Annotated in this window: 24 protein-coding genes and 4 pseudogenes; 11 read left to right on the plus strand and 17 right to left on the minus strand. The window is 68.7% G+C overall.

The annotated features are described in order from the left end of the window. Position 1 precedes the first annotated feature (1 nt). Positions 2-658: a peptide-methionine (S)-S-oxide reductase MsrA gene (gene msrA, locus C7T91_RS20095; RefSeq protein ID WP_108260760.1), complete on the plus strand. Its 657-nt coding sequence runs from the start codon at positions 2-4 to the stop codon at positions 656-658. 87 nt (positions 659-745) lie between these two features. On the opposite strand, the gene ilvN is transcribed toward msrA, so the two are convergent. Then, positions 746-1312, minus strand: a complete 567-nt coding sequence (ilvN, locus tag C7T91_RS20100; protein WP_108260761.1) for an acetolactate synthase small subunit — start codon at positions 1310-1312, stop codon at positions 746-748. A 253-nt stretch (positions 1313-1565) separates the two neighbouring features. On the opposite strand from ilvN, the gene C7T91_RS20105 reads away from it, so the two are divergent. After that, positions 1566-2057, plus strand: a complete 492-nt coding sequence (locus C7T91_RS20105) for a hypothetical protein (protein WP_236638353.1) — start codon at positions 1566-1568, stop codon at positions 2055-2057. 44 nt (positions 2058-2101) lie between these two features. Here the strand turns inward: C7T91_RS20105 and C7T91_RS20110 are convergent. The 4 genes and pseudogenes from C7T91_RS20110 to C7T91_RS36345 all read right to left on the minus strand — a co-directional run bounded on the left by C7T91_RS20110 (position 2102) and on the right by C7T91_RS36345 (position 7092). Then, a pseudogene (locus tag C7T91_RS20110) lies at positions 2102-3851 on the minus strand (acetolactate synthase 3 large subunit). A gap of 1502 nt (positions 3852-5353) precedes the next feature. Then, positions 5354-6197 (minus strand): annotated as a pseudogene (locus C7T91_RS20120) (arginyltransferase). Between the two features lie 57 nt (positions 6198-6254). After that, the gene (locus C7T91_RS38590; protein WP_330848859.1) at positions 6255-6797 is read right to left on the minus strand and encodes an RDD family protein; all 543 of its coding nucleotides are present in this window, start codon (positions 6795-6797) and stop codon (positions 6255-6257) included. A gap of 76 nt (positions 6798-6873) precedes the next feature. Continuing rightward, positions 6874-7092, minus strand: a complete 219-nt coding sequence (locus C7T91_RS36345) for a DUF2852 domain-containing protein (RefSeq protein ID WP_236638371.1) — start codon at positions 7090-7092, stop codon at positions 6874-6876. On the opposite strand from C7T91_RS36345, the pseudogene C7T91_RS20135 reads away from it, so the two are divergent. After that, positions 7051-7179, plus strand: a pseudogene (locus C7T91_RS20135) (5-aminolevulinate synthase); the annotation flags it as partial. The gene C7T91_RS36345 and the pseudogene C7T91_RS20135 overlap by 42 nt on opposite strands. Before the next feature lie 216 nt (positions 7180-7395). Then, positions 7396-7911 carry a helix-turn-helix domain-containing protein gene (locus C7T91_RS39735; protein WP_407943311.1) on the plus strand — a complete coding sequence of 172 codons (516 nt, stop codon included), beginning with the start codon at positions 7396-7398 and terminating at the stop codon, positions 7909-7911. Positions 7912-7971: 60 nt separating this feature from the next. On the opposite strand, the gene C7T91_RS20145 is transcribed toward C7T91_RS39735, so the two are convergent. Next, positions 7972-8568: a serine hydrolase gene (locus tag C7T91_RS20145; RefSeq protein WP_201742155.1), complete on the minus strand. Its 597-nt coding sequence runs from the start codon at positions 8566-8568 to the stop codon at positions 7972-7974. Then, entirely contained in the window at positions 8513-9085 is a 573-nt protein-coding gene (locus C7T91_RS40435; protein WP_456237852.1) for a serine hydrolase, read from the minus strand. The genes C7T91_RS20145 and C7T91_RS40435 overlap by 56 nt, the downstream gene beginning before the upstream one ends. A gap of 304 nt (positions 9086-9389) precedes the next feature. On the opposite strand from C7T91_RS40435, the gene C7T91_RS20150 reads away from it, so the two are divergent. From C7T91_RS20150 to C7T91_RS20175, 6 genes are all read left to right on the plus strand, one after another. Then, positions 9390-10082, plus strand: a complete 693-nt coding sequence (locus tag C7T91_RS20150; protein WP_108260764.1) for a GntR family transcriptional regulator — start codon at positions 9390-9392, stop codon at positions 10080-10082. Continuing rightward, on the plus strand, positions 10079-10900 hold the full coding sequence (locus C7T91_RS20155) for a transporter substrate-binding domain-containing protein (RefSeq protein ID WP_108260765.1): 822 nt from the start codon (positions 10079-10081) through the stop codon (positions 10898-10900). The genes C7T91_RS20150 and C7T91_RS20155 overlap by 4 nt, the downstream gene beginning before the upstream one ends. Before the next feature lie 73 nt (positions 10901-10973). Further along, positions 10974-11639, plus strand: a complete 666-nt coding sequence (locus C7T91_RS20160; RefSeq protein WP_108260766.1) for an amino acid ABC transporter permease — start codon at positions 10974-10976, stop codon at positions 11637-11639. 10 nt (positions 11640-11649) lie between these two features. Beyond that, positions 11650-12315: an amino acid ABC transporter permease gene (locus C7T91_RS20165; protein ID WP_108260767.1), complete on the plus strand. Its 666-nt coding sequence runs from the start codon at positions 11650-11652 to the stop codon at positions 12313-12315. A gap of 20 nt (positions 12316-12335) precedes the next feature. Beyond that, positions 12336-13109, plus strand: a complete 774-nt coding sequence (locus C7T91_RS20170; protein ID WP_108260768.1) for an amino acid ABC transporter ATP-binding protein — start codon at positions 12336-12338, stop codon at positions 13107-13109. 24 nt (positions 13110-13133) lie between these two features. Then, positions 13134-14048 (plus strand): aminotransferase class IV, encoded by a 915-nt coding sequence (locus C7T91_RS20175; RefSeq protein ID WP_108260769.1) that lies wholly within the window; start codon positions 13134-13136, stop codon positions 14046-14048. Between the two features lie 476 nt (positions 14049-14524). On the opposite strand, the pseudogene C7T91_RS36355 reads toward C7T91_RS20175, so the two are convergent. The 6 genes and pseudogenes from C7T91_RS36355 to C7T91_RS20200 form a co-directional block, all read right to left on the minus strand. Then, a pseudogene (locus C7T91_RS36355) lies at positions 14525-15099 on the minus strand (hypothetical protein); the annotation flags it as partial. Positions 15100-15275: 176 nt separating this feature from the next. Next, entirely contained in the window at positions 15276-15701 is a 426-nt protein-coding gene (locus C7T91_RS20180; protein ID WP_108260770.1) for a hypothetical protein, read from the minus strand. 137 nt (positions 15702-15838) lie between these two features. Beyond that, entirely contained in the window at positions 15839-16735 is an 897-nt protein-coding gene (locus tag C7T91_RS20185) for an alkaline phosphatase (protein ID WP_236638354.1), read from the minus strand. A gap of 332 nt (positions 16736-17067) precedes the next feature. Then, entirely contained in the window at positions 17068-17394 is a 327-nt protein-coding gene (locus C7T91_RS38595; protein WP_108260771.1) for an SDR family NAD(P)-dependent oxidoreductase, read from the minus strand. Continuing rightward, entirely contained in the window at positions 17387-18430 is a 1044-nt protein-coding gene (locus C7T91_RS20195) for a DUF475 domain-containing protein (protein WP_108260772.1), read from the minus strand. Before C7T91_RS20195 ends, C7T91_RS38595 begins: the two co-directional genes overlap by 8 nt. Next, a complete protein-coding gene (locus C7T91_RS20200) occupies positions 18424-19404 on the minus strand; it encodes a 2-hydroxyacid dehydrogenase (RefSeq protein WP_108260773.1) in 981 nt (326 codons plus the stop codon). Before C7T91_RS20200 ends, C7T91_RS20195 begins: the two co-directional genes overlap by 7 nt. A 212-nt stretch (positions 19405-19616) precedes the next feature. Between C7T91_RS20200 and C7T91_RS20205 the strand changes: the two genes are divergently transcribed. Then, positions 19617-20399 (plus strand): peptidase dimerization domain-containing protein, encoded by a 783-nt coding sequence (locus C7T91_RS20205; protein WP_161556018.1) that lies wholly within the window; start codon positions 19617-19619, stop codon positions 20397-20399. 637 nt (positions 20400-21036) lie between these two features. Here the strand turns inward: C7T91_RS20205 and C7T91_RS20210 are convergent. The 4 genes from C7T91_RS20210 to C7T91_RS31755 all read right to left on the minus strand — a co-directional run bounded on the left by C7T91_RS20210 (position 21037) and on the right by C7T91_RS31755 (position 23431). Further along, positions 21037-21396, minus strand: a complete 360-nt coding sequence (locus C7T91_RS20210; RefSeq protein WP_108260775.1) for a cupin domain-containing protein — start codon at positions 21394-21396, stop codon at positions 21037-21039. Positions 21397-21407: 11 nt separating this feature from the next. Next, positions 21408-22352, minus strand: coding sequence for a 2-hydroxyacid dehydrogenase (locus C7T91_RS20215; protein ID WP_108260776.1), 945 nt, complete (start codon positions 22350-22352; stop codon positions 21408-21410). Then, positions 22342-23097, minus strand: a complete 756-nt coding sequence (locus tag C7T91_RS38600; protein ID WP_330848860.1) for an ATP-binding cassette domain-containing protein — start codon at positions 23095-23097, stop codon at positions 22342-22344. Before C7T91_RS38600 ends, C7T91_RS20215 begins: the two co-directional genes overlap by 11 nt. A 91-nt stretch (positions 23098-23188) precedes the next feature. Then, positions 23189-23431 (minus strand): hypothetical protein, encoded by a 243-nt coding sequence (locus C7T91_RS31755; protein ID WP_145962954.1) that lies wholly within the window; start codon positions 23429-23431, stop codon positions 23189-23191. Positions 23432-24037 lie beyond the last annotated feature (606 nt).

The raw sequence follows: 24037 nt of genomic DNA on the forward strand, positions 1-24037 counted from the left end.
GATGTTCTTCATGCAGACGGCAAAGACCCGGATGGTCGATGCGGCGGAGGCCCTGCCGGGCCGGGCCGATCCCATCCCCACGGCGCGGACCCATTTCGTCAATGGCCGCGACCTCAAGGCCCCGGTCCCCGGGGGGATGGAAGAGGCGATGTTCGGCATGGGCTGCTTCTGGGGCGTCGAGCGGATGTTCTGGAAGCTGCCGGGTGTCTGGCTGACCATGGCCGGCTATGCCGGCGGCCACACCCCGAACCCGATCTACGAGGAGGTCTGCACCGCGCGGACCGGCCATAACGAGGTCGTGCGGGTGATCTACGACCCTTCGGTGACCAGCTACGGGGCGCTGCTCAAGGTCTTCTGGGAGGGCCATGACCCGACCCAGGGGATGCGCCAGGGCAATGATGTCGGCACCCAGTACCGCTCGGGCATCTACACCTGTTCGGAGGCGCAGCAAGACGCGGCCGAGGCCGCGCGGGATGCCTTCCAGCCGCGTCTGAAGGCGGCGGGGCTCGGCGCGATCACCACCGAGATCCTTCCGGCGCCGGACTTCTACTATGCCGAGGATTACCACCAGCAATACCTGGCGAAGAACCCGAACGGCTATTGCGGGATCGGCGGCACCGGCGTGACCTGCCCGATCGGAACCGGCATCGGCGCCTGAACCGGATTCCGGCTGCCAGCCGCGCCGCCGCCGGAACGGGGCCGGGGGAGGGACCGGGAGGGGGCGTGCCCCCCCCCCTGCTGCGTCTCAGGCTTCGGCGCCGCGGCTCAGCGCGGCCACGCCGGTGCGGGCCACTTCGATCAGGCCCAGCGGGCGCATCAGGTCGGCGAAGGCATCGACCTTCTCCGAGGTGCCGGTGATCTCGAAGATGAAGCTCTCCAGCGAGGTGTCGACCACATTGGCGCGGAAGATGTCGGCGAGGCGCAGCGCCTCGACCCGCTTGTCGCCGGTGCCCGCCACCTTGAGGAGCGCCAGCTCGCGCTCCACCGACTGGCCCTCGACGGTCAGGTCATGCACGTCATGCACCGGGACCATCCGCTGCAGCTGCGCCTTGATCTGCTCGATCACCTGCGGCGTGCCGGTGGTGACCACGGTGATGCGCGAGCGGTGGCCCGTATGGTCCACCTCGGCCACGGTCAGGCTCTCGATATTGTAGCCGCGGCCCGAGAACAGGCCGATGACGCGCGCCAGCACGCCGGATTCGTTGTCGACGAGGACGGCGAGCGTGTGGCGCTCCATCACTTCGCTCATGTGGCTGCGGAGATCGTAGGCCGAGTGCTTCGACGAGCCTTTCTTGATCTGTAGCGCGGACATCGGGAGTACCTCCGGGTCTGTATGTATGGGGCCGGGCCGGGGTCCGGGCCGGTCTCTGTCGGGGCAGGCTGAAACATTGGCGGCCCGGAGGCGGTCCGGGCGGCCGGATTGTTTNCAGGACCCTGCGGAACGGGCGGCCCCGGGGGCCGGAATCTCACGGCGGATGAACCNCGCCGTGGGGCTGGGTGATGTGGCGGCACACGCTGCGGTAGACAGGCGGCATTCCGCTGACATAGCCTTCGAGGACAGACCCATGACCGCCGTGAGCGACCCGTCCATGACCTTTCTGCACAGCCTGCCGCACCGCATTGCCACCGTTCTGACCGCGGGGGCCTTCGCCACCGTGGCCTTCGATTTCTTCGGCCAGAGCCTCAGCCCGGGGCTCGGCTTCGCCGGACTCGCCCCCGTGCCGCTGGCCAACCAGGTGATCCGCACCGTGATCGGCGCCGAGAGCCTGCCCGGCGCCCATGCGCTGCACTACATGGCCGGCATGATCGCCTATCCGGCCGGCTGGGTGCTGGTGGCCGAGCCGCTGCGCCGCCTGATCCTGCCGCAGCTCCATTGGCTGGCGGCGGCCGCGCTCTACGGCGTGGTCCTGTGGATCTTCGCGCTCTACGTGATGGCCTCGCTGGTGGCGGGAAATCCGCCCTTCCTCGGCTTCGCGCAGATCGCCTGGGTGGCGCTGGTGGGTCATGTGCTCTTTGCCATCGTGACGGCTGCCGTGATGCGGATTCGCGGGGACTGAGCGCCCCCGCGGGAACCCGGGTGCCGCAGGGCACCCGGACCGGATCAGACGAGCACGGCGCCCTTGCCCTGGATCGCGTCGGTGGCCTGGACGTCGCCCAGCAGCATCTTGTTGTGCGCCTCGCCCGAGGGGATCATCGGGAAGCAGTTCTCGTGCTTCTCGACCAGGCAGTCGAAGATCACCGGGCCGTCATACTTGATCATTTCCATGATCGCGTCGTCCAGATCTGCCGGATCCTTGCACTGGATGCCCTTGGCGCCGAAGGCCTCGGCCAGCTTGACGAAGTCGGGCAGCGCCTCGGACCAGGACTGGCTGTAGCGCTCGCCATGCAGCAGCTGCTGCCACTGGCGCACCATGCCCAGGCGCTCGTTGTTCAGGATGAACTGCTTGACCGGCAGGCCGAACTGCATGGCCGTGCCCATCTCCTGCATGTTCATCAGCCACGACGCCTCGCCCGCGACGTTGATCACAAGGCTCTTGGGATGCGCGACCTGCGCGCCGATCGAGGCCGGGAAGCCGTAGCCCATGGTGCCGAGCCCGCCCGAGGTCAGCCAGCGGTTCGGATCCTCGAAGCCGAGGAACTGCGCCGCCCACATCTGGTGCTGGCCCACTTCGGTGGCGACATAGCGGTCCATGCCCTTGGTCAGCGCCTCGAGGCGCTCGAGCGCGAATTGCGGCTTGATGACGGTTTCCGAGTTCTTGTAGCGCAGGCATTCGACCTTGCGCCATTCCTCGATCTTCGCCCACCACTTCTTCAGGCCGTCCTTGTTGACCTTGCGGCCGCGGGCCTTCCACAGGTTCAGCGCGTGCTCCAGCACATGGCCGACATCGCCGATGATCGGCACCTCCACCGGGATCACCTTGTTGATCGAGGAGGGGTCGATGTCGATATGCACCTTGCGCGATTTCGGGCTGAAATCCTGCACGCGGCCGGTGATGCGGTCGTCGAAGCGCGCGCCGACGTTGATCATCAGGTCGCAGTCATGCATCGCCAGGTTGGCCTCGTAGAGACCGTGCATGCCGAGCATTCCCAGCCAGCCGTCGCCCGAGGCCGGATAGGCGCCGAGGCCCATCAGCGTCGAGGTGATCGGGAAGCCGGTGGCCGCCACGAATTCGCGCAGGAGCTGCGACGCCGCCGGGCCCGAGTTGATGACGCCGCCGCCGGTGTAGAAGATCGGCCGCTCGGCCGTCTCCATCAGCTCGACCATGCGCTCGATGGCCTCCGCNATCGCCCTTCACCTTGGGCTGGTAATGCGAGGTCTTGGCCTTCTTCATCTCGGTATACTGCGCCGAGGCGAACTGCACGTCCTTCGGGATGTCGACCAGCACCGGGCCCGGGCGGCCGGAGCGCGCCACGTGGAAGGCCTGGTGGATCACGTTCGACAGGTCGGCCGTGTCCTTCACCAGCCAGTTGTGCTTGGTGCAGGGGCGGGTGATGCCGACGGTGTCGGCTTCCTGGAAGGCGTCGTTGCCGATCATGAAGGTCGGCACCTGGCCCGAGAGCACCACGATCGGGATCGAGTCCATCAGCGCGTCGGTCAGGCCGGTCACCGCGTTGGTCGCGCCCGGACCGCTGGTCACCAGCGCGCAGCCCACCTTGCCGGTGGAGCGGGCATAGCCCTCGGCCGCGTGCACGGCGGCCTGCTCGTGGCGCACCAGGATGTGCTTGATGTCGTCCTGCTGGAAGATCTCGTCATAGATCGGAAGGACGGCGCCGCCGGGGTAGCCGAAAACCACCTCGACCCCCTGATCCTTCAGGGCCTGAACAACCATCTTTGCGCCGGTCATCTTCATCTTGTCCACTCCGTCATGGCGGCCTCGAGGGAGCCCCAGCGGCTCCGGATCGCGGTCTTGCAGAAACAAAAAAGCCCCCGGAGTTACTCGGGGGCGCATGGGGTTCATCCAGGGTCNCGTCACCGGCCCATGCGCTGTCTTCCTGCAAGTACGATCNCGAANGTTCCATCGGGGGCATNCCTTCCTGTAACGCGGCCTGTCTATGCAATGCGANTCCCGGGCGTCAACCNGAAAACAATTAAGTATNATGCGGGAGCGGGNTGCTTTGAAATAATGNTTGCGCATTTCGNCCGGATANGGCGGGTCCGNGCGGCNCGCAGGCCTGTGCGGCATNTGCGTTTCTTGACCGTCNTCGCCGCGCCGTCCTTAGATCCAGCGCACACTCCCGGATATTTCAAGGTGGCCATGAAGCTGTTTTCCTCCCGCCCGCCGAAGCCCGCTCCCGCCGCCGCTGCCGCTCCGCCNGCCGGCCTCTGGGGGCGCCNCCGGNCAGAGGCNTGCCGCCCCGGAGACNCGAGGCTGCNGCCCGANGCCGCAGATGAAGCTCGAGTCGGTGCTGATGCNATGTCNGGCGGACCGAAGACGNGCGACCTCGACGCTGCAGCGCTGGATGAACGCCAACCGCCGCAGGCTGCGGGTCGAGGGCGGGGTGCGGGTGCTGTCGCCGAAGGACCTGCGCAAGAGCGACATCCTCAGCCCCTGCCTGAACTACGTGAGGGGCGCCGCGGACACGCCGGAGCCTGCGTCCTTCCGCCGGGTCTTTGCCGAGGTGCGGGTGAAGAAGGCGCTGGCCAGCGAGGAGTCGCTGACCAATCTCTACATTCCCGGACACGGCACCGACCGCACCGGCTTTGCGGGCACGGAGCGGCTGATCGAGTTCCTCAAGGCGGCGGAACTGCCGGGGCTGCAGATCCTGCTGACCGTGCGCCGCCAGGACCGCTATGTCCGCTCCTGCTACGGCCACCGGGTGAAGCGCAGCGGCGAGACCGGCAGCTTCGAGGACTGGGTGGAGCAGCGCGTCGACCTCTCGGCGCTGTCCTGGCTGTCGGTGACCGACGCNGTTCGACGNCGGNCTTTCGGGCCCGAGNAATGTCTTCNGTCGTGCCCTTCGAGATGCTGGAGGAGTCCNGGGGATGCCGAGCTCTATGCCCGCTGCCTCGCGCCGCTCGGCGTCGATGTCTCCGAGCANCAAGGCGCCGAAGNATGCGCGCGGCGAACCCGTCGCTGTCGGAAACCACGGTCGAGGTCGCCCGCATNCCTGAACGCGCTGCCGGTCANATGGCCAGAAANGCGGCGCAGGAGCGCACCGGGCTTCTCGNAGCGCATCCNACCGCTTTGCCAGCGAGCAGGGCGACCGGNCCGTCGCGNTCCGGATCTGGCGCGGGTGACGGACTATTGCCGCGAGCGCTATGCGGCGGAGAATGCCGAGCTGGCGGCGCGCAAGTTCCCGGATCTGAAGACCAGCTTCGCCTTCCCCGGCACCTNGAGCGCGGGGTCCCGTCTCAGCGCTTCTGCGGCGGGGCCATCGTGTCGGGCAGGCTGATCTTGGCGACCTGCTCGGCGATCGGGTCGATCGACAGCGGATGGGCGGCGGCGGAATGGCTTTCCGGGTCGCCGAGATCGATCCAGCGGCCGTTCTTGTAGATTTCCAGGCTGCCGAAATTCGCCTTGTAGGCCATCTTCGGGCTGCCCGGCACCCAGTAGCCCAGATAGACATAGGGCAGCCCGGCCTCGCGCGCGATGTTGACGTGGTCGAGGATGATGTAGGTGCCCAGCGAGNCGGCGCTCCAGCTCCGGCTCGTAGAAGGAATAGACCATCGAAAGCCCGTCATCGAGCACGTCGGTCAGGCAGACCGCGGTCAGCTTGCTGCGGCCGGGCGTGTCGGGCGAGGGCCGGGTGTATTCGATCACGCGGCTGCGGATCGGGGTTTCCTCGACCATCGCGGCGAATTCGAAGATGTCCATGTCGGCCATGCCGCCATCGGCATGGCGGCTGTCGAGATAGCTGCGGAACAGCGAGAACTGTTCCTCGGTCGCCCAGGGCGAGGTGGCACGGCGCACCAGGTCGGCATTGCGGTTCAGCGTGCGGCGCTGGCTGCGGCCCGGCTCGAAATCGGAGACCCGGATGCGGGCCGAGAGGCAGGCCATGCATTCCGCGCAGGACGGGCGGTAGAGCACGTTCTGCGAGCGGCGGAAGCCCTGTTTCGACAGCGCGTTGTTGAGCGTTTCCGAATAGTCGCCCTGCAGCGCGGTGAACAGCTTGCGTTCCATCCGGCCCGGCAGGTAGGGGCAGGGCTGGGGAGCAGTCACGTAGAACTGGGGGGCGATGGGAAGGCTGTGACGCATGGGTTCCGTTCGGTTTTCCAGCGGAGCCTAGCAATGCTTCCTGCCTCCGCCAAGTCCCTAAAGAGCTAACGGACTGCTAACGGCCGGCCGGATGCGGCGTGGTTCAGGGCGTGCAATCAGCGCCTTGCCGTCCTGCGGTGCGGGGAGCGGCCGTCCGGACCGCCGGGCGTTGCACCGGACTTGCCCGGGATTGCCGGGAAACGGGGCATCCTCCGCGCGCCGCGCCGCGGCGGACGCCCGGAGGACAGGAGCCGCAGCGCTCAGATCTGCGACTTGTTGATCATCGCCGTGCCCAGNGAGCATGTCGTGCAGGCCCTGGCCGCGCGTGCTCGACAGCATGACCGCGATCGAGATCAGCTGTGCCGGGAAGACCATGGTCATGGCCAGATAGGCGCCGGTATGCAGCGCGGCCATCAGCCCGTCGGGGCGGCTGCCGTCCTGGCGGCGCAGCTCGATCCCGGCGAAATGCATGCCCCAGGTGGCGCCCGAATTGGCGATGGTCAGCGTGCGGTAGGCGAAGCTGACGGCAAGCCACAGGAGCGGCAGGAAGAACAGTCCCGTGAAGGCGGTCAGCGGGATCGCCAGCAGCACGAGCCCCACGGTCAGNGATCANTGTCGACGACCCAGGCCAGCAGCCGTCGCCGGGTCACGCCGTCATAGAANCGCATGGCCCGTTTCAGGGTCGGGCAGGCCCCAGTATGGATTGGAATGCATGTCGTCTCCCGTTGCGGAGGGGNCGGCNCCGGGATGCGGGCCGGCCNCCGAGATGTGTCAGGCGCCNGGCCGTGTCGGCGGCGCGGCGGGCGCGGTCTTCCATGAACTGGTCGAACTCGGCCTTGTCCTTGGCCTCGCGCAGGGCACCGAGCGGCTGCGCTTCACGCCCTCGCCGGTGCACGGCCCCGAGGACATGGACCGGCTGATCCGGGCGCTGGACGAGCTCTGGTCGCAATGCGCGCTGTCGCGTCAGCAGCTTTCCGCCTAGTCCGCCCGCGAAAGCACGGATCTGCCCTCTGGGCAGGTCCCTAAAATGCCCGGTTTTTCCCGAGCCCGGGTGCCAGACTCGTTGAATTGTGCTAACCCTGTCTTATAACGCACCCGCTATTCGAATCGTGGGGCATCTGGGGACACGAGCGGCAACCATGGGCTGGAACCTATGACAAGGCGCGAAGCTGCGCCGGCTGACGGAACATATCAGGAGTTGCCGAAAGGCTTCGACGATTACGAGCTGGTGCTCGGCGACATCCTCCGGGGCGAACGCGCCACCATGGGGAAGTCGCTTCTTGACGTACAACGCGACATCAAGGTCAAGGCGAGCTACATCGCCGCGATCGAGGACGGAGATCTGTCCGCATTCGAGACGCCCGGCTTCATCGCGGGCTATGTCCGGTCCTATGGACGGTATCTGGGGCTCGACCCCGAGCTGGTCTACCAGGCATTCTGCGAACAGACCGGGTTCTCGCATGTCGAGGGCCTGGGCGCGCGGGCCTATGCCACGCCGAAGCCCGCCGCGCAGAAGGCCAGGGCCCGGCCGCGCCCGGTGACGCACCAGGGCGGCGATGCCGTCCTGGCCCGGCGAAACCGGGGCCGTCCGCGGAAAACCCGGCCGGAGCTGCGCGGTGCCGGGCGTTTCCGGCGGCCCGTCGCCACGGGATGCAGGGCGTGCGTCTTGCCGAAGCAGCCGCCCGGCCGCCATGGCCGGGGGTCAAGCCCTTGAAAGCGGTGCCACATCGTCCCGGTTCCGGGAAAAGCTGTGGACCCGGTCCCAAGGGCCCGGCTACGAGTCGCCACGGGCGCCCGGGCTGGGGCGCCAGTTTTTGCAAGGACCGCAGCAATGGCATCTTTCCGTCTCCTCACCGGCACGGCCCTGGCATTGCTCCTGACCGCGGCGCCGATGGCGCAGGCCGAGCAGGGGCTCCCGGGGCTCGCCCGCCGCGCTCTGGGCATCGGGCTGGCGCAGGTCCGCCGCCTCGTAGCCGCCCTCGCCGGGAACATGGCCGGCGGCGCGGTTGGCGCGGCCCATGTAATCGGCATGGCGCGAACTGGTCGAAGTCATGCCCAGCGGCTTGTAGATCGCCTCCTCCGAAAGCGCGGCCCAGTCCGTCCCGGCGGCCGTCGCCACCGCCTCGGCCGCAGCCGTCAGGCCGAAATTGGTATAGGCATATTGCGCGCGGAACGGACCCTGCGGCAGCTTGCCCAGCCGTTCGAGAACCTCGCGGCGGCCATAGCCGATATCTTCGAGATCGTCCCCGGCATGGTCCGGCAGCCCCGAGCGGTGGGCATAGAGATCGCCGATCGTGACATGGCCGCTGACCCAGTCATCGCCGAGATCGAACCAGGGCAGGAAGTCCCGGACCGGGCTGGTCCAGTTCACGAGGCCATAGCCGACCTGCCGCGNCGACCACGGTCGCGCCGACCGATTTCGACAGCGAAGCCAGCAGGAACACGGTATCGGCATCGACCCGTTCGGGACGGCCCGCGACCCGGGCACCGAAGCCCTTGAGGTAGACCGCCTCGCCGCCATGGACCACGCCGATCGCCAGCCCCGGAACGCCGGAGCGCTCCAGGACCTCCTGGCCGAGCGCGTCAAGCGAGGCGATGGCGGCCTCGATCCGCTCCTGCGGCACGGGCAGCAGGACGGTCATCGGCGGCGCCGGCATCGGATCGGGAAGGGCCCGCGCGGCGCGCCGGGCACGCGCGCGCCCTTCGCCCGCGCCGGGAAGCGGCTGATCCGCGGCACAGGGCGCCGTCACGCCGCGGGACCCGTGCGGGGCGGCAGAACCGGCCGGACATTTCCCGTATAACCGTCTGTGCGGCCGCTCCGGGATTATCCCCGGGCCGCCGGCGCGGAGGGGCAGGGCCGCGACCGCCGCATCGCCGGGACGTCCCATGTCCAGGCCCAAGCCGCGGAGCGATCGGGACCGTTGCCCATAGCGGCGCGGCAAAGGACGAGTCCGGCATCGACGCCATCTTGACGGACATGGCTCCGCTCCCCTCGTGGCCAACGGGACAAATGAACCGCCCGCCTGCGGTTTTTCGATGCGTTTGCAGGCGCGAGCGTCCGGCGGGTGGTCAAAAAAACAGGCAGCTCCGCCAGTTTCCCAAGATTGCAGACAATCTGCAATTGGGCTCTTCCCTCGCGGCGCTGCCTGATTGTAGACAATCTACATCATGGAATCGCCAAGAGACCCTCCGATGGCCGGCACGATCAAGCGAGAGACGATGGGCAGCCAGCTCGGCAGCCTTCTGCGGGGCGCAATCCTTTCGGGGGAGTTTGCGCCCGGCGCGCCGGTGACGGAGACCGCCCTGTCCGTGAAATTCGGCGTGAGCCGCGGACCGATGCGCGAGGCGATGCGGCAGCTGACGGATGAAGGCCTGCTGGTCGCCATCCCCTATACCGGCACGCGGGTCCTGCAGCTGACCTCGGCCGATATCGAGGACATCTATTCCATGCGGATCTGCCTCGAGATTTTTGCCTTCGAGCAGATCTGGGACCGCCGCGGCGAAACCTTCCGCGCGGCGCTCGAAGCGCGCCACGCGGCGCTGCTCGAGGCGATCGATGCCGGAGACGACATCGGCTCGATCGGCGCGGAGCTGGACCTGCACGGGCTCGCCTACGAGACCTGCGGCAACGGCATCCTGCTGTCGAGCTGGCGCGGCATCCGCGCCCGGCTCCAGCTCTACTGGGCGGCGCATCACCGCGCCCACGGCATCACCGGCCCCAAACGGGAAAGCCATGACGACTATGTCCGCCTCGCGCTGGAAGGCAGCTGCGAGCGCATGAAGGAAGAGATCCGCGGCCACATGCGCCGCGGACTCGACAAGACGATGGCCTTCGTCTCCTCGGTCGAGGCGGAGAAGGCCGGTTCCAGCAGGAGAAAGACATGAAGAGACGGTCCCTCATTCTCGCCGCCGCGGCGGCCATTGCACTGGCGCCGATGGCCCGCGCCCAGGACAGCGGAACGCTGCAGCAGGTCAAGGCCTCCGGCGAGCTGCGCATCGGCGTCGCCTCGGCCGAGCCGTGGTTCTTCAAGGATCCGATGACCGAGACATGGACCGGCGTCGGCGTCGCCATGGGCGAGCGCATGGCCGAAGAGCTGGGCGTGAAGATGGTGCCGGTGGAAACCTCCTGGGCCAATGCCGTTGCCGGGCTCCAGGCCAACCAGTTCGACATCATGTTCGTGCTCGACCCGACCGAAGAGCGGAAGAAGGCGATCGACTTCCCGGAGAACCCGCTGTTCTACTACGCCATGGGGGCGCTGGTCTCCGACAAGAGCGAGGCTGCGACCTGGGCGGATCTCGACACGGCCGGGACCCGCATCGGCGTTACGCTGGGCACCTCGCTCGACCGCAACGTGACCGAGATGATGACCTCCGCCGAGATCAGCCGCTTTTCCTCCAATGACGAGGCGATCGCCGCCTTTGCCTCGGGCCGCGTCGATGCCGTCGTCCAGTTCCACCCGGCGCTGGTGGTGCAGTATTCGCGCCTGAAGCTCGGCAAGGTGCTGCTGCCGACCCCGGTCAATCCGGTGGCGACCTCGGCGGGCATGCGCAAGGAGGCCGATCCGGCCTTCAAGGACTGGGTCAACGGCACCTTCGGCGCGCTCTATGCCGCCGGTGTCCCCGACGAGCTGTTCGGCGCCTACCTGAAGGGCAAGAACATCGATCCCGCCGACATCCCGGGCCTCGAAAAGGAAGCCTGGTAACGCCGGTCCGGAGGCCCGCGCGCATCCGCGCCGCGCGGGCCTCCTCCCGTTTCTTCCAACCGAAAGCCGATACATGACCTATAGCTGGGACTTCCGCCCGGTGCTGGAGCATTTCGACATGCTCGCGCTGGGGCTCCTGAACACCGTCAAGATCGCGGCCGTATCGATCGTCCTGGGCGTGCTCGTGGGGCTGGTCCTGGCGATGATGCGCCTGTCCTCGCGCAGGTGGCTGTCCTGGCCGGCCGCCGTTTTCGTCGAGTTCTACCGCAACACGCCGCCCATCGTGCATTTCTTCTGGTTCTTCTATGCCTTCCCGGTGCTCCTGTCGGTCAGCATGAGCCCCTATGTGGCCGCCGTGCTGGCGCTGTCGACGCAATCGGGCGCCTTCTATGCCGAAGTGTTCCGCGGCGGCATCGTCTCGGTGGAGCGCGGCCAGTGGGAGGGCGGCCGCGCGCTCGGCATGACCCATGCGGCGCTGATGCGCCGGGTGATCGTCCCGCAGGCGGTCTCGCGCATGGTCCCGCCCTTCATCGAGCGCAGCTTCGAGCTGCTGAAGACGACGGCGCTGGCCTCGACGCTCGCCTATGCGGACCTGCTCTACCAAGCGATGCTGGTGAATTCCGAGACCTCCCGCCCGCCCGAGGTCTACACGACCATCGCGCTGATGTACCTCGTGCTGCTGGTCACGGCGAGCCAGCTCGCCCGGCTCGCCGAAGCCCGGCTTACCGCCTATCAGTGAGGTCCGAGCCATGAACTACACTCCCGATTTCAGCGTCGTGTGGGCCAACTGGCCGGTCCTGCTGCGCGGGCTGGTCGTCACCATCGAGATCTGGCTGCCCTCCATCGCCATGGGGCTCGCGGGCGGGTTCCTGATCGCCCAGGCGCGGCTGTCGCGGCGCCGCTGGCTGTCGGGCGGCAGCCTCGTCTATGTGGAACTGTTCCGCGACACGCCGGTGCTGATCCAACTGATCTGGTTCTACTATGCCTTCCCGATCCTGGTGGGCGTCCAGCTCAGCCCCTTCGCCGCCGCGCTGCTGGGCCTGACGCTGAACACCAGCGCCTATGCCTCGGAAATCTTCCGCGGCGGGATCAAGTCGATCCACCGCGGCCAGATGGAGGGCGCGCTCGCCATCGGCATGAGCCGTGCCCAGGCGATGCGCCGGGTGATCCTGCCGCAGGTGGTCAAGCGCATGCTGCCCGCCTTCACCAACCGCACGATCGAGGTCGCCAAGATGTCCTCTCTGGCTTCGGTCATCTCGGTCCACGAGCTGATGTACCAGGGACGGCTGCTGTCCTCGACCTATTACCGCCCCTTCGAGATCCTGACGGCGGTGGCCTTCATCTACCTCGTCCTGATCTATCCCGGCACGTTTCTCGCGGGACGTCTCGAAAAGCACCTGGCGCGCTCCAGCTGAGCCCGGAAAGGACCAAGACCATGACCCAGCACCCCATTCTGGAAATCAAGGGCCTGCACAAGCGGTTCGCCGACCACCATGTCCTCAGGGGCATCGACTTCTCCGTCGCCCCCGGAGAGCGCGTCGCCATCATCGGCGGCTCGGGCTCGGGCAAATCCACCTTCCTGCGCTGCATGAACTTCATGGAAACGCCGAGCGAGGGCGAGGTCTGGCTCGACGGCACCCGCATCGGCACCGAGCGGAACGGCCGCGTCACCTATCCCGAGAAACAGCTCTGCTCCGTCCGCGAGCGGCTCGGCATGGTGTTCCAGCAGTTCAACCTCTTCCCGCACATGACGGTGATCCAGAACGTCATGGAAGGGCTGGTGACGGTGAAGGGGATGCCGAAGGCCGAGGCCCGGCGGATCGCCGAAGCCGAGCTGGCCAAGGTCGGGCTGTCCGAGAAGCACGATGCCTGGCCCGGCCGCCTGTCCGGCGGGCAGCAGCAGCGGGTCGCCATCGCGCGGGCGCTGTCGATGCAGCCCGAGGTGCTGCTCTTCGACGAGCCGACCTCTTCGCTCGACCCGGAACTGGTGGGCGAGGTGCTGCGCGTCATCAACACGCTGGCCGGAGAGGGCCGCACGATGCTGCTCGTCACCCACGAGCTGGGCTTCGCCTACCACTTCGCCACCAAGGTGATCTTCCTCGCCGACGGCGTCTTCCACGAGGTGGGCACGCCCGACGAGGTCCTCAAGAACCCGCAGAAGCCCCGCACCCAGGACTTCCTCCGCCGCTTCGGCGAATTTGCTTTCTGACCCAATACGATCCAAGGTACCCCCATGACGCCTCTCAGCAGTTCCTCGTCGCAAAGCTACGTAAAAGATCCCCGCAATGACGGCGTGGAGATCTACGTCAACGGCGCGTTCTTCCCCAGGGACGAGGCCAAGGTCTCGATCTTCGATGCCGGCTTCGTGCTCGGCGACGGCGTCTGGGAAGGCCTGCGCCTGATCGACGGCAAGCTGCTGGCGATCGACGAGCATATCGACCGGCTCTTCGAGGGCGCGAAATCCATCCAGCTCGACATCGGCTTCTCGAAGGAAGGGCTGGTGGAGGAAATCTGGAAATGCCTGCGCCACAACGGCATGGAAGACGGCGTCCATATCCGCATGATGATCTCGCGCGGGCTGAAATCGACGCCGAACCAGGACCCGCGCTTCATCACGGGCGGCGCGACCATCGTGATCGTCGCCGAGTGGAAGCAGCCCAATCCCGAGCTGAAGGCGAAGGGCCTGAAGCTGATGACCTCGACGATCCGCTGCTCGACCCCGGATGTCTTCGACCTGCGGCTGAACTCGCATAGTCGGCTGAACTTCATCCAGGCGCTGATCCAGGCGATCAACATGGGCGCCGACGAGGCGCTGATGCTCGACAACCGCGGCTTCGTGGCCTCCTGCAATTCGACGAATTTCTTCATCTTCCGCGGCGACGAGCTTTGGACCTCGGACGGGCTGACCTGCTTCAACGGCATCACCCGCAAGAAGGCGATGAAGGTCTGGGCCGATGCCGGGATGACCGTGCGCGAGAAGCCCTTCACCCTGGCCGAGGTCTATTCGGCGGACGAGGCCTTCGTCACCGGAACGCTGGGCGGCATCACCCCGGTGGCCTCGATCGACGGCCGTCCCGTCGGCACCGGCAAGCCCGGCCCGCTGACGGCGCGGATCAACGATCTCTACCAAGCCTACATCACGGGCTGAGCAGTGCCGCGCCGCCTGCATCCCCTCCGCCGGCGCAGGGCCCTGCGCCGGATCACCGCGCCCTTCCGGCTCCGGACCCTGATCCGGCGCAACGAGATGGCCTACACCCTCCTCGCGGCGATCGTGGGGCTGGTCTCGGGGCTTGCGGTGCTGGGGATGCAGGAGCTGATCCACCTGATGGGGCTGTGGATCTTCGGCACGGCCGATCCGGTGAGCGGCGCGGCGGAGCTCGATCCCCTGCGGGCCTTCGCGGGCCCTCTGGCCGGGGGCGTGCTGGTCGGACTGTCCTACCTCGCCGGGCGGCGCTGGTTCCGCCGGGTCGCCGACCCGATCGAGGCCAATGCCGTCGGCGGCGGCAAGATCTCGGTGCCCGGCAGCCTCTACATCACGCTGCAGACCATCGTCTCCAGCGGCTTCGGCGGCTCGGTCGGGATGGAGGCGGCCTATACCCAGGCCGCCTCGGGCGGCGCGTCTGCCGGCTTCCGGTGCAAGGGCCGCAGCACCAGCGCGATCTTCGCCGCCCCCCGGCCGCGCAGGGTGCCGTTGGGGATGCTGCCCAAGTCGCGCACTGAGCAGGCTGCGCCCCCGGTTCGAGCGTCCTGCGACGGCGGCCGGTGTATCCCTGAGCTTTTCCAGGGCCTTGCGCATCTGCTTGACCTGCCGGGCATGGGCATAGCGGCCGACCTGCCGGGACAGAGGCAGTCCGATCCGGGCATCGGATTGGCGCAGCTCCGCCCCGCCTTCCTGCGCCGTGGCCACCAGCTGCGCCCGGGCGCGCTCGCCGGGACGGGCGTCCGTCGGATGGGCAGCCGTCTTCTCCGTCACGGTCGCGTCGACGGCGATGCGCTTCAGGCTGCGCCCGTCGGCGGCTCCGGAGGCCTTCCCGGCCTCATTCGCCGGGGAGGCGCGCCACCGGGGCCGTTCCTGACACTCCTCAGTCTGCATGAGCAGCCATTTCGCCCCGTTCGGCGGCGTGTCCGGACCGGTGGCGCACGCCGCCGCGCGCGCCGAGGCGCTTGCGCCAGAACGTCAGCGCGGACGGATCGACCGGCGGGCTGGGCCGGAGCGGGGAGGGTCGGAACGCAGTCCGGGGGGGGACCGCGGATGCCGAGCGCGGTGCCCGGCGCGACCTCGAGCCGGTCGACCGAGAGGATCGCGGTGCCGTCCGGGCGGCGCACGCCGAGTCCCGCGACCGACAGCGGCAACCCCCGGACCGGCAGGCTGCCGTCAGCCATAGCTGGCATCGGACAGGCGGATCATCGAATAGAATCCGGTCTCGGGGTCCTTGTAGCCGCCCAGTTCCAGAACGCCGCGGGTCTTGATGTTGATGTTGAAGGCCACGACCTCGACCGTGCGCTTGGTGTAGACGGCCAGGATGTCGTCGGGCCATTCGGCCTCGCTCTCGCAGAACGGGCAATAGGCCATCGGCATCTTGGTCAGCACGAAGAAGCTGCTTTCGGCCTTCAGCGGCGGCGCCATGAACCCCGGCACGGTGATCCGGCGGCCCTCCAGCGACAGCGCCAGATCCGAGAAGCTGCGGTCCTTGTTGTAGAGGTCGCGCAGCTTGACCGGCTCCTCCGCGGCGAAGGCGGGGCGGATCAGGAAGGGCGCGGCGAGGGCGGCGGTCAGGAAGCTGCGGCGGTCCGGTCTCATCGGGTCATCCTCTTGGCTCGGCGGAGGCAGGGGCTGGGCATGCGATAGTATAACATGCTTTGCGGGGCAAGCACCCGCCCCCACGGGAAAAGGGCCCCGGATGGCGGGGCCCTTCGCAAAACGCTGCGGCGCTGCGCTTACTGCGGGTTCACGGCGTAGTTCATCACGTGGAAGATCACGTTCTGCTCGATGGTGCCGTCGAACAGGTGCGACCACGGGCCCTTGGCATAGAGCGCGACATCGACGCCGGAATGCGACTCGGAGTCCTTCGGGATCAGCGCCTGCTGGACATAGTCCAGGTCCTGCGCCTGCTCTTGGGTCAGCTCCGGGCGGCCTTCGGGGGCCGCGAACGTGCCGTCGGCCTGCTCGGCGATGACCGAGCCCACGCCGTTGAGATAGCCCACGACGGTATAGGGCTTGCCGTCGGAGGCTTTGACCAGCTCGTCGGAATGCATGATGCCTTCCTTGGCGACGTCGTAGCACAGGCCGTCGATCGGGGTGCCGCGGCCGCAATAGCCGTTCATCGCGATGGCGTGCTCGTGGTCGGCGGTGACGATGATGAGGGTGTCCTCGTCATCGGTCAGCTCGTCGGCCAGCGCGATTGCGTCGGCGAAGAGCTTGCCGTCGGTCATGGCGCGCTTGGCGTTGCCGGCGTGGTTGGCATGGTCGACGCGGCCGGCCTCGATCTCCAGGTAGAAGCCGTTCTCGTTCTGCGACAGCACCTCGATCGCCTTGCGGGTCATGTCGGCCAGCGACGGCTCTTCGCCGGGACGGTCGGATTCGTAATCGGCATGGCTGTCGGCGAAGAGGCCCAGCAGCGGCGCGGAGGTCGCGGCGTCGAGCGCGGCCTTGTCGCCCGCGACGGTGACGCCGAAGCCCTCGGCGCGCTCGACCAGGTTGACGCCGTCGTCTTCCCGGCCTCGGGGCGCAAGTGCCCGGCGCCGCAGGCAACGGTCGGTCCGCGGAGCGGCGGACGAGGAGCCGAACGGAGAAGCAGCTGCCCTGCCGCAGCTTCGGCATGTCCGGCCAGGCATCGCAAGCGCCGTTGCGCCATGTCCGGCGCGCGTGCCGCCCGGCGCCACACACGCCCTTGCACCATTCTTGCCTCGATCTCCTGCAGCGCGGCCTGCGCACTGCCGCGCAGTCTGTCCCCCGGATCGGGCCAAACGCTCGGAGAGTTCCATCTTCGCCTTGGCCATCGGGGATGCTCAAGTCCGTGGCTGAAACCGCCGACCGTCCCCGGCCACAAGGCCCGGTGCCCCCCGGGATCGCACCGCCGAGAGTGTTCGCATTGCACCGCCTGCCCGGACATTGTCACGACCGGCCGCCCGGAGCTTCTGAAAGGGGAGTTCCGGTTCAGCCAATGCTACGGCACGCCGGGACGAGGTCCCCGCGAGGCGCCATGCTTGCGGCTGTGGCCGGCTGCGCGTTTTGACGGGCACAACCCGGGCCACCAGCGCTCTGCACCTTCTTCTCCGGCCTCGGGGCCGGGGCCGTCCTGTTCCCGGCAGGGCGCCGCAATGCCCGGCAGAGGGCGGTGAGGGCCGCCTTCCCCGCACCGCTGGCGCCCGGTGCCCGGCGCGCGGCGGCTCATGGAGGTGACCTGCCATCCCTCCGCGGCGAGCCGCGCGGCGATGGCGGCGCCGATGCCGGAACTGGCGCCGGTGACGAGGGCCTGGCGGGGATCAGCCATCTGCGGCGGCCTCCTGGGTCCTGCGGTAGCGCAGCGACGAGGCGAAGCTCGTCGCGATGAAGGCCGCGCCGAGCAGGCCCGTCACCAGTTCGGGAACATGGGCCAGCGCCTGGGCGAACATGATCGCCGAGAGCACGAGGATCGACCAGAAGGCGCCATGCTCGAGATAGCGGAACTCGGCCAGCGTGCCCTTCTCCACCAGCATGATGGTCATCGAGCGCACGTACATCGCCCCGATCCCCAGCCCGATCGCGATCAGGAACAGGTTCTGGGTCAGCGCGAAGGCGCCGATCACGCCGTCGAAGCTGAAGCTCGCATCGAGCACCTCGAGATAGAGGAACGCGCCCAGCCCGCCCTTCGCCACCGCGCCCGCCGCCGCGGCCGGAGCCCGGTCGAGCAGATGGCCGAGCATGTCGGTGCCGAGGAAGGCCAGGAGCCCGCAGGCCGCGGCGAAAAGGAACGTGCCCTGCGCCGCCTCCGGCACGAAGCGCGAGATCACCGCCGCCACCGCCAGGACGATGGCGATCCCGGTGCCCCGCACCGAACCGCAGCGGCGCAGCGCGCGTTCGATGCCGGCGATCCAGTCTACTTCCTTGGCTTCGTCGAGGAACCAGGTCAGCGCCACCATCATCAGGAAGGTTCCGCCGAAAGCGGCGATCGACAGATGCGCGCCGCGGATGATCGCGGCATATTCCGCCGGCTGCGTCGCGGCGAGCCGGATCGCCTCGACCGGACCGAGACCGGCGGCGACCACCACGATCAGCAGCGGGAAGACGATGCGCATCCCGAAGACCGCGATCAGGATCCCCCAGGTCAGGAAGCGGCGCTGCCAGACCGGGTCCATCTCGTTGAGCTTGCTGGCATTGACGATGGCGTTGTCGAAGCTCAGCGAAATCTCGAGCACCGCCAGCACCGCGCCGATCATCAGGAAGCCGAGCGCGCCCGCCGCCGTTCCTGTCTGCGCCCAGCCGAGCCAGAGGGCAAGCCCTAGTCCCGCCGCCGTGGCCGCATGCGCCCAGGCAAAATATCTCAGCATGGCGCACGCTCCCCTGCGGCAGGCGCCCCGCCCGAAAGGATGACCTCCGACAGCAGCGGCTGCCCGGCGAAGAAGGCGGCGAGATTGTCCACCACCGTCTGCGCCATCGCGTCCCGGGTCTCGACCGTGCCCGAGGCATGGTGCGGATAGAGCGTGGTGTTTGGCAGCGAGACGAGCCGCGGATCGGGATCGGGCTCGGAGGCATAGACATCGAGCGCGGCATGGCCGAGCCGGCCGTCGCCGAGGCAGGCGATCAGCGCCTCTTCGTCCACCACCGAACCGCGCGAGACATTGACCAGCAGCCCCTCGGGCCCCAGAGCTTCCATCACCCGTTCCGAGACCAGCCCGCGCGTGCCCTCGCCGCCCGCGACGATGGCGATCAGCGTGTCGGCCTGGGAGGCCAGATCGGCCAGATCGGCGACATGCGCCCAGGGCACGTCCTTGGCACGGCGGTTCCAGTAGCGGACCTCCATCCCCATCGCCGCGCCGCGCCGCGCGATGGCCTGGCCGATCGTTCCCATCCCGGCGATGCCCAGCACCTTGCCCGAGGTGGAGTGCATCAGCGGCATCGGTCCCTTCTTCGCCCAGTCGCCCGAGCGCACCCAGGCATCGCCCTGCACCATGCCGCGGCGCGCCGCGAGCATCAGCATGATCGCGGCATCGGCGACATCGTCGCAGAGCGCGGGCGAGGAATTCGTCAGCTTCACCCCCCGCCGCGCCATCTCGGCCACGTCGAACCCGTCGAACCCGGCCGAGGAACAGGCGGCAAGTTCCAGCGCGGGCATCGCCGCCAGCATCTCCGCGGTCAGCGGCGCATGGCCGTTGGTGGCCGCGGCCCGGCATTTCGGGCCATGCTCGGCCAGGAAGGCCGCCTTGTCCTCCGCCAGGTCCCAGCGGTGAAGGCGATACGCCGCCTCGAGCTGCGCCATGGCGGCGGGGCGCTGCGCATGCAGCATCATCACGTCGGGTTTCATCGTCACGCGGCCTCCCCGGCCTGTCTCTTGCATTCCCTGCGGCGGACCGCCGGATCGGACGCTGCACGCGGCGCATGGCCTGTCACCATCGTCCATGCCGGCCCGCGTCCCGCCCTGCCCTGCGCCGGGTCCCGGCGCTGCGCCATGCAGGCCTCCCCAAGCGGGACCAGTGCGGCAGGAGGCCGGAGGAGGGCGGCGGCGGCAAGCACATCATGCTGCGCGAGGGCCAGTTCGCCGGGATCGACGCGATGATGCTGGTCTATCCCGGCATGGACAACATCGCCGATTCCCGCGCGCTCGCCGTGACGCGGGCCGAGATCGCCTATCACGGGCGGGCGGCCCATGCCGCGGCCCGGCCCGAGCTGGGGATCAACGCGCTCGATGCGCTGCTGCTGGCGCTGAACGGCATCGCCGCGCTGCGCCAGCAGCTGCACTCGGATGTCCGGGTGCATTACGTGATCACCAAGGGCGGGACGCTGCCGCAGGTCATTCCCGACCATGTCACCGCGGTGCTGACCTTGCGCGCCAATGACGCCGCCACCATCGAGGCGGTGCGGCCGCGGATCGAGGCCTGCCTGCAGGGCGCGGCGCAGATGACCGGCGCGCGGCTCGACCGGCAGTGGTCGCCCTCGGTCGGTCCGCCGCTTCTGAGCAACCGCGCCATGGCCCGGAGCTTCGGGCGCAACCTCCAGCGGCTCGGCCGCGCGGTGCGGGGACGCGACGAGCTCTCGGGAGCCTGGTCAGGCGATACCAGCGCGGCGAGCTGGGAGATCCCGGCGATCCAGCCGCAAATCGCCATGACAGACCGGGATGTGCCGCCGCATTCGCATGAATTCCATGCGGCTTCAGCCGGGCCGCGGGCCGAGGAGGCGATCCTCGACGCCGCCAGGGCCATGGCGCTGACCGCGATCGATCTTGCGGCCGAACCGGGGCTTCTGGACGAAGCCGCCGCCGAATTCCGCAGGGCCCGGAAGGACAGCGCAGCGGTCGCCTAGGCACAGGCCGGCATGTTGCAGGGCATCCCCGCGCAGGGGTCAGCCGGGCAATGCCGCGGAGCCGCGGCCATCCACGGCGGCCAGCGGGCGGGCGGGCCGCCATCCGCGCATCTGCTCCGGATGCGGCAGGTCCCGATGTCCGGAGCCTTGTTGCCGCATTCCGGCCCAGCTTGAAAGCCCCAGTCCCGATGGCATCATGCGGCGGCGCCGGCCCCCGGCCCCTCCAAGGGCCGGGCAGCGGTCCATGAACGAGCGGCAATGCCGTTGGTCCGAACGCAGCCGCAAATGAGGCGGAGCCGGATTGCAGCGGCCCGGGGACCGGAAACACGTGACCTGACACGCGCGCTGCGCGGCTCCGGATGTGCCGGGCAGTCCTTTTCCAACGCGCTCGGCCTGGACATCGCGTGGCCCGCAAGTGCCTTTCGCGCGGAAAACCGCGACGCCGCACCGGGGACGCAAGCGCCTCGATGCCCCAGCCGCACACCCCTTGAGGCCTCGCGGTTCGTCATGGCCGGAGGCTGGCCACCTTCCTGACAGTGCCGGATCAAGACAGGGCATCCCGACGGCGACGCGAAGCGCACAGCCGGGGCAACGGTCCGGCCGCGCGCATCCCGCTGAGGATGCGCGCGGCGGCGGGTCAGCCGTAGGTGACCCATACCTTGCGGGTCGGCTCGATCACCCGCCAGACTCCGCGGAAGCCCGGGCGCAGGACGAAGCTCGACCCGGCGCGCAGCGTCACGGTCTCGCTGCCGCCCTCCTCGGTGATCTCGGAATGCCCCGAAACCACATGCATGAATTCCCAGGCGTCCTTGACCACGTGCCAGGCGCCGGGGGCGACCTCCCAGACGCCGGTCTCGACCTTGCCGTCGGGGCTGCGCTCCAGATCCCAGGTCAGGTTCGAGGGCGCGCCATCGATCACCCGCTCCGACGCCGGACTGCCGGCCACCGGGGCCACGCCGGGCGCCCCGGCGTCGATCACCAGATATTTCGGCTCCATGCCTCTGCCTCCTAATAGCCGCGGATGCGGTCGCCGAGCGGGGCGGGCGCCTCGCCGCGCGCCATCCGCGCGATGTTCTCGCTGACCGCGATGCCGCAGATCGCGGCATTGCCGTCGCTGCCGATATGCGGGGTCAGCCGCACCTTCGGATGGGTCCAGAACGGGCTGTCCGCCGGGACCGGCTCGGGGTCGAACACGTCGAGCGTGGCGGCGCCGACCTGGCCGCTCTCGAGCGCCGCCAGCAGGTCGGCGGCGACGAGATGGTTGCCGCGGCCGAGATTGATGACGACCGCGCCCTCGGGCAGCTGCGCGAAGAGCCGGGCATCGAGCAACCCCACCGTCTCCGGCGTGGCGGGCAGCACCGAAACCAGGAAGCGGGTCCGCGCCAGCATCGCGGCGAGGCCGTCCTCGCCGCTCAAGGTCTCCACGCCCGGAATGTCCTTGGGACTGCGCGACCAGCCCATCACTGTGAAGCCGAGCCCGGCAAGCGCCGCCGCCGCCGCCCGGCCCATCTCGCCCATGCCGAGGAAGCCGACCGGCAGGGCGGCCTTGTCGCGGATCTGCAGGAAGCGCCAGGCGCCCCCGGCCTGCTGCGCCGCCGCCACGTCCATCTGGCGGTAGTAGTGCAGCACCGCGTGCAGGACATAGTCGCGCATCTGCTCGCGGGTCTTGTCATGCATCAGCCGGACGATCGGCACCGCGCCGGGCAGGTCGGGATCGGCCAGGATATGGTCGATCCCGGCGCCCATCGAGAAAATCGCCTTCAGGTTCGGCAGGCTGGCCATCAGCCCCGGTGCGGGCTGCCAGACCAGGGAATAGCCGATCGTCGCCGGGTCGTAGGCTTCGCCCTCGGCATGGATTTCCAGATCGGGCATATGTGCCCTGAGCGCGTCGCGATAGGGCACCGGGTCCTCGCCCGTGGCAGCGATCAGAAGGGCGTTGGCGTCAGACGGCATGGTCTTTCCTTGCAGTGTCGGGAAGGGAACGGCGGGCGGCGATCTCGTCGAGCCAGCCGGGGGAGAGCTGCGGCACCGCCTCGAGCAGCGCCGCGGTATAGGGGTCGGGCGGCGCGTCGAACACCTCCGCCAGCGGCCCCGAAGCGACGAGCGCGCCCTGCTTCATCACCGCGACCCGGTCGGCGACGGAAGCCACCGCGCCGAAATCATGGGTGATGAACAGATAGCTCACGCCGGTCTCGGCCTGGAGCCGGGAGAGCAGCTTCAGCACGCCCTCGGCAACCAGCAGATCGAGCGCGCTCGTCACCTCGTCGCAGATGATCAGCCGCGGCTCGGCGGCGAGCGCGCGGGCGATGCAGACGCGCTGCTTCTGTCCGCCCGAGAGCGCGCCGGGCAGGCGCGCGGCCAGCGACGGGTCGAGGAGGCGCCGGCCCGAACGCCGGCCGAGAGGGGCGCCACATGCGCGCGGGGGCCCGGACCGGTGGCGCAGCTGCGCTCGTTGCGCAACGGAGGCGATGCTGGCTCCGTGGCTCGAAGAGGACTGGGACAGCCTGCCGGGCGCCTTTGCCGACGGTCTCCGGAGGGACTGCGACGCAGTGGCCGCGGCCTGGACCAGGGTCGGACGGCCGGGCCGAGGACAGATCACCGGGCTGAACATGCCGGGACGGCAGAGGCATGACCGGACGGCTGCCAACAGGCCGAAGGCGTGGATGACTGCGATGCCATAGGCAAAGGCCAGAACCAAAATTGAGGCAGAGCCCCGTTTCAGAGCCGATTGACCGTGATGGGCGCCCTTTGAAAACCCGATCTTAAGCGTCCGGCGCCTGGCCAGCCGTTCAAGTGCTGCGATCTTGGCCTCGAACTAGGCCGCCGCTCTCACCCCTTGTTCCAGAAGCGGTGGCGAACAAGTGCTCGCCCATCGCCGAGGGCGCGGCCTCCGCCGTTCCGATCCAGATGCCGATCCGGTTGCGCGACAGATCACGGCAGCGGCCGGGGGCATGCAGCGTCTCGCTGCCATGACGCTCGGCGACGATTTGGAGGTTGCAGCCGATGCCATGGATGCGGTGCCGTCCGGGCATGGGCTGTCTTGCTCCGAAAGCCCCGCGGAGGGGCAATTCAACCGATCCGAATGGCGCACCCGCAGGGGCGCGCTCCGGAAACCGGCCTCCGACCAATCAGGCGCATTTCATGACGGCCTTGCCCCGTTCGGCCATGCTTCCGGACCAGTGGCTTTCATGATCCCCCGCGCGCCCGCAGTCCAGGCACTGCTCCGCCATAGAGGTCGTGCAGAACCCGCAGCTGTGTCCCGCATTGCGGCCGGAGAACGAGCGGATTGGCGCGAACGGCAGTCTCCATGCTCCGCCGCAAGTCGCCGATGCAGGTCCCGATCGCCGAGGGCGTAAGGCCTTGCGGCGGCGCACCCCTGCCACCGTCGTCTCTCCCGGGTGATCTCGACAACCTGCGCCGGGTCGGCGGCTATTGCGGTGCTGCTGGCGCCACGCCCCCCTCCTTCCGCCTCGCTGCCCATCGCTCGATGCGCTCTCCGCCCCGTCCGCTCAGCGCGCCGGAGAGCGCGCCCTGCCGGAAATCCTGCGGAGAGCTGGTCCCGGCGGCTCGGTCCTGCGGACCCGGCGCACGGGCTTGGCACCGGCAAGGCGCATCCCTGGGTCCCCGCCCCGCCGGGT

It is taken from the genome of Mangrovicoccus ximenensis, assembly GCF_003056725.1.
Lineage (GTDB): Bacteria > Pseudomonadota > Alphaproteobacteria > Rhodobacterales > Rhodobacteraceae > Mangrovicoccus > Mangrovicoccus ximenensis.

Excerpts from the sequence above, each read along its gene's own strand:
- C7T91_RS20165 (WP_108260767.1), top strand. The coding sequence starts at position 11,650 with ATGAACTACACTCCCGATTTCAGCGTCGTGTGGGCCAACTGGCCGGTC.
- C7T91_RS20155 (WP_108260765.1), top strand. The coding sequence starts at position 10,079 with ATGAAGAGACGGTCCCTCATTCTCGCCGCCGCGGCGGCCATTGCACTG.
- C7T91_RS20200 (WP_108260773.1), bottom strand. The coding sequence starts at position 19,404 with ATGAAACCCGACGTGATGATGCTGCATGCGCAGCGCCCCGCCGCCATG.
- C7T91_RS20215 (WP_108260776.1), bottom strand. The coding sequence starts at position 22,352 with ATGCCGTCTGACGCCAACGCCCTTCTGATCGCTGCCACGGGCGAGGAC.
- C7T91_RS20195 (WP_108260772.1), bottom strand. The coding sequence starts at position 18,430 with ATGCTGAGATATTTTGCCTGGGCGCATGCGGCCACGGCGGCGGGACTA.
- C7T91_RS20105 (WP_236638353.1), top strand. The coding sequence starts at position 1,566 with ATGACCGCCGTGAGCGACCCGTCCATGACCTTTCTGCACAGCCTGCCG.
- ilvN (WP_108260761.1), bottom strand. The coding sequence starts at position 1,312 with ATGTCCGCGCTACAGATCAAGAAAGGCTCGTCGAAGCACTCGGCCTAC.
- C7T91_RS20210 (WP_108260775.1), bottom strand. The coding sequence starts at position 21,396 with ATGGAGCCGAAATATCTGGTGATCGACGCCGGGGCGCCCGGCGTGGCC.
- C7T91_RS20170 (WP_108260768.1), top strand. The coding sequence starts at position 12,336 with ATGACCCAGCACCCCATTCTGGAAATCAAGGGCCTGCACAAGCGGTTC.
- C7T91_RS38595 (WP_108260771.1), bottom strand. The coding sequence starts at position 17,394 with ATGGCTGATCCCCGCCAGGCCCTCGTCACCGGCGCCAGTTCCGGCATC.
- msrA (WP_108260760.1), top strand. The coding sequence starts at position 2 with ATGTTCTTCATGCAGACGGCAAAGACCCGGATGGTCGATGCGGCGGAG.
- C7T91_RS20205 (WP_161556018.1), top strand. The coding sequence starts at position 19,617 with ATGCTGCGCGAGGGCCAGTTCGCCGGGATCGACGCGATGATGCTGGTC.
- C7T91_RS20160 (WP_108260766.1), top strand. The coding sequence starts at position 10,974 with ATGACCTATAGCTGGGACTTCCGCCCGGTGCTGGAGCATTTCGACATG.
- C7T91_RS20185 (WP_236638354.1), bottom strand. The coding sequence starts at position 16,735 with ATGCCTGGCCGGACATGCCGAAGCTGCGGCAGGGCAGCTGCTTCTCCG.
- C7T91_RS20175 (WP_108260769.1), top strand. The coding sequence starts at position 13,134 with ATGACGCCTCTCAGCAGTTCCTCGTCGCAAAGCTACGTAAAAGATCCC.
- C7T91_RS20180 (WP_108260770.1), bottom strand. The coding sequence starts at position 15,701 with ATGAGACCGGACCGCCGCAGCTTCCTGACCGCCGCCCTCGCCGCGCCC.
- C7T91_RS20150 (WP_108260764.1), top strand. The coding sequence starts at position 9,390 with ATGGCCGGCACGATCAAGCGAGAGACGATGGGCAGCCAGCTCGGCAGC.
- C7T91_RS31755 (WP_145962954.1), bottom strand. The coding sequence starts at position 23,431 with ATGCCCGGACGGCACCGCATCCATGGCATCGGCTGCAACCTCCAAATC.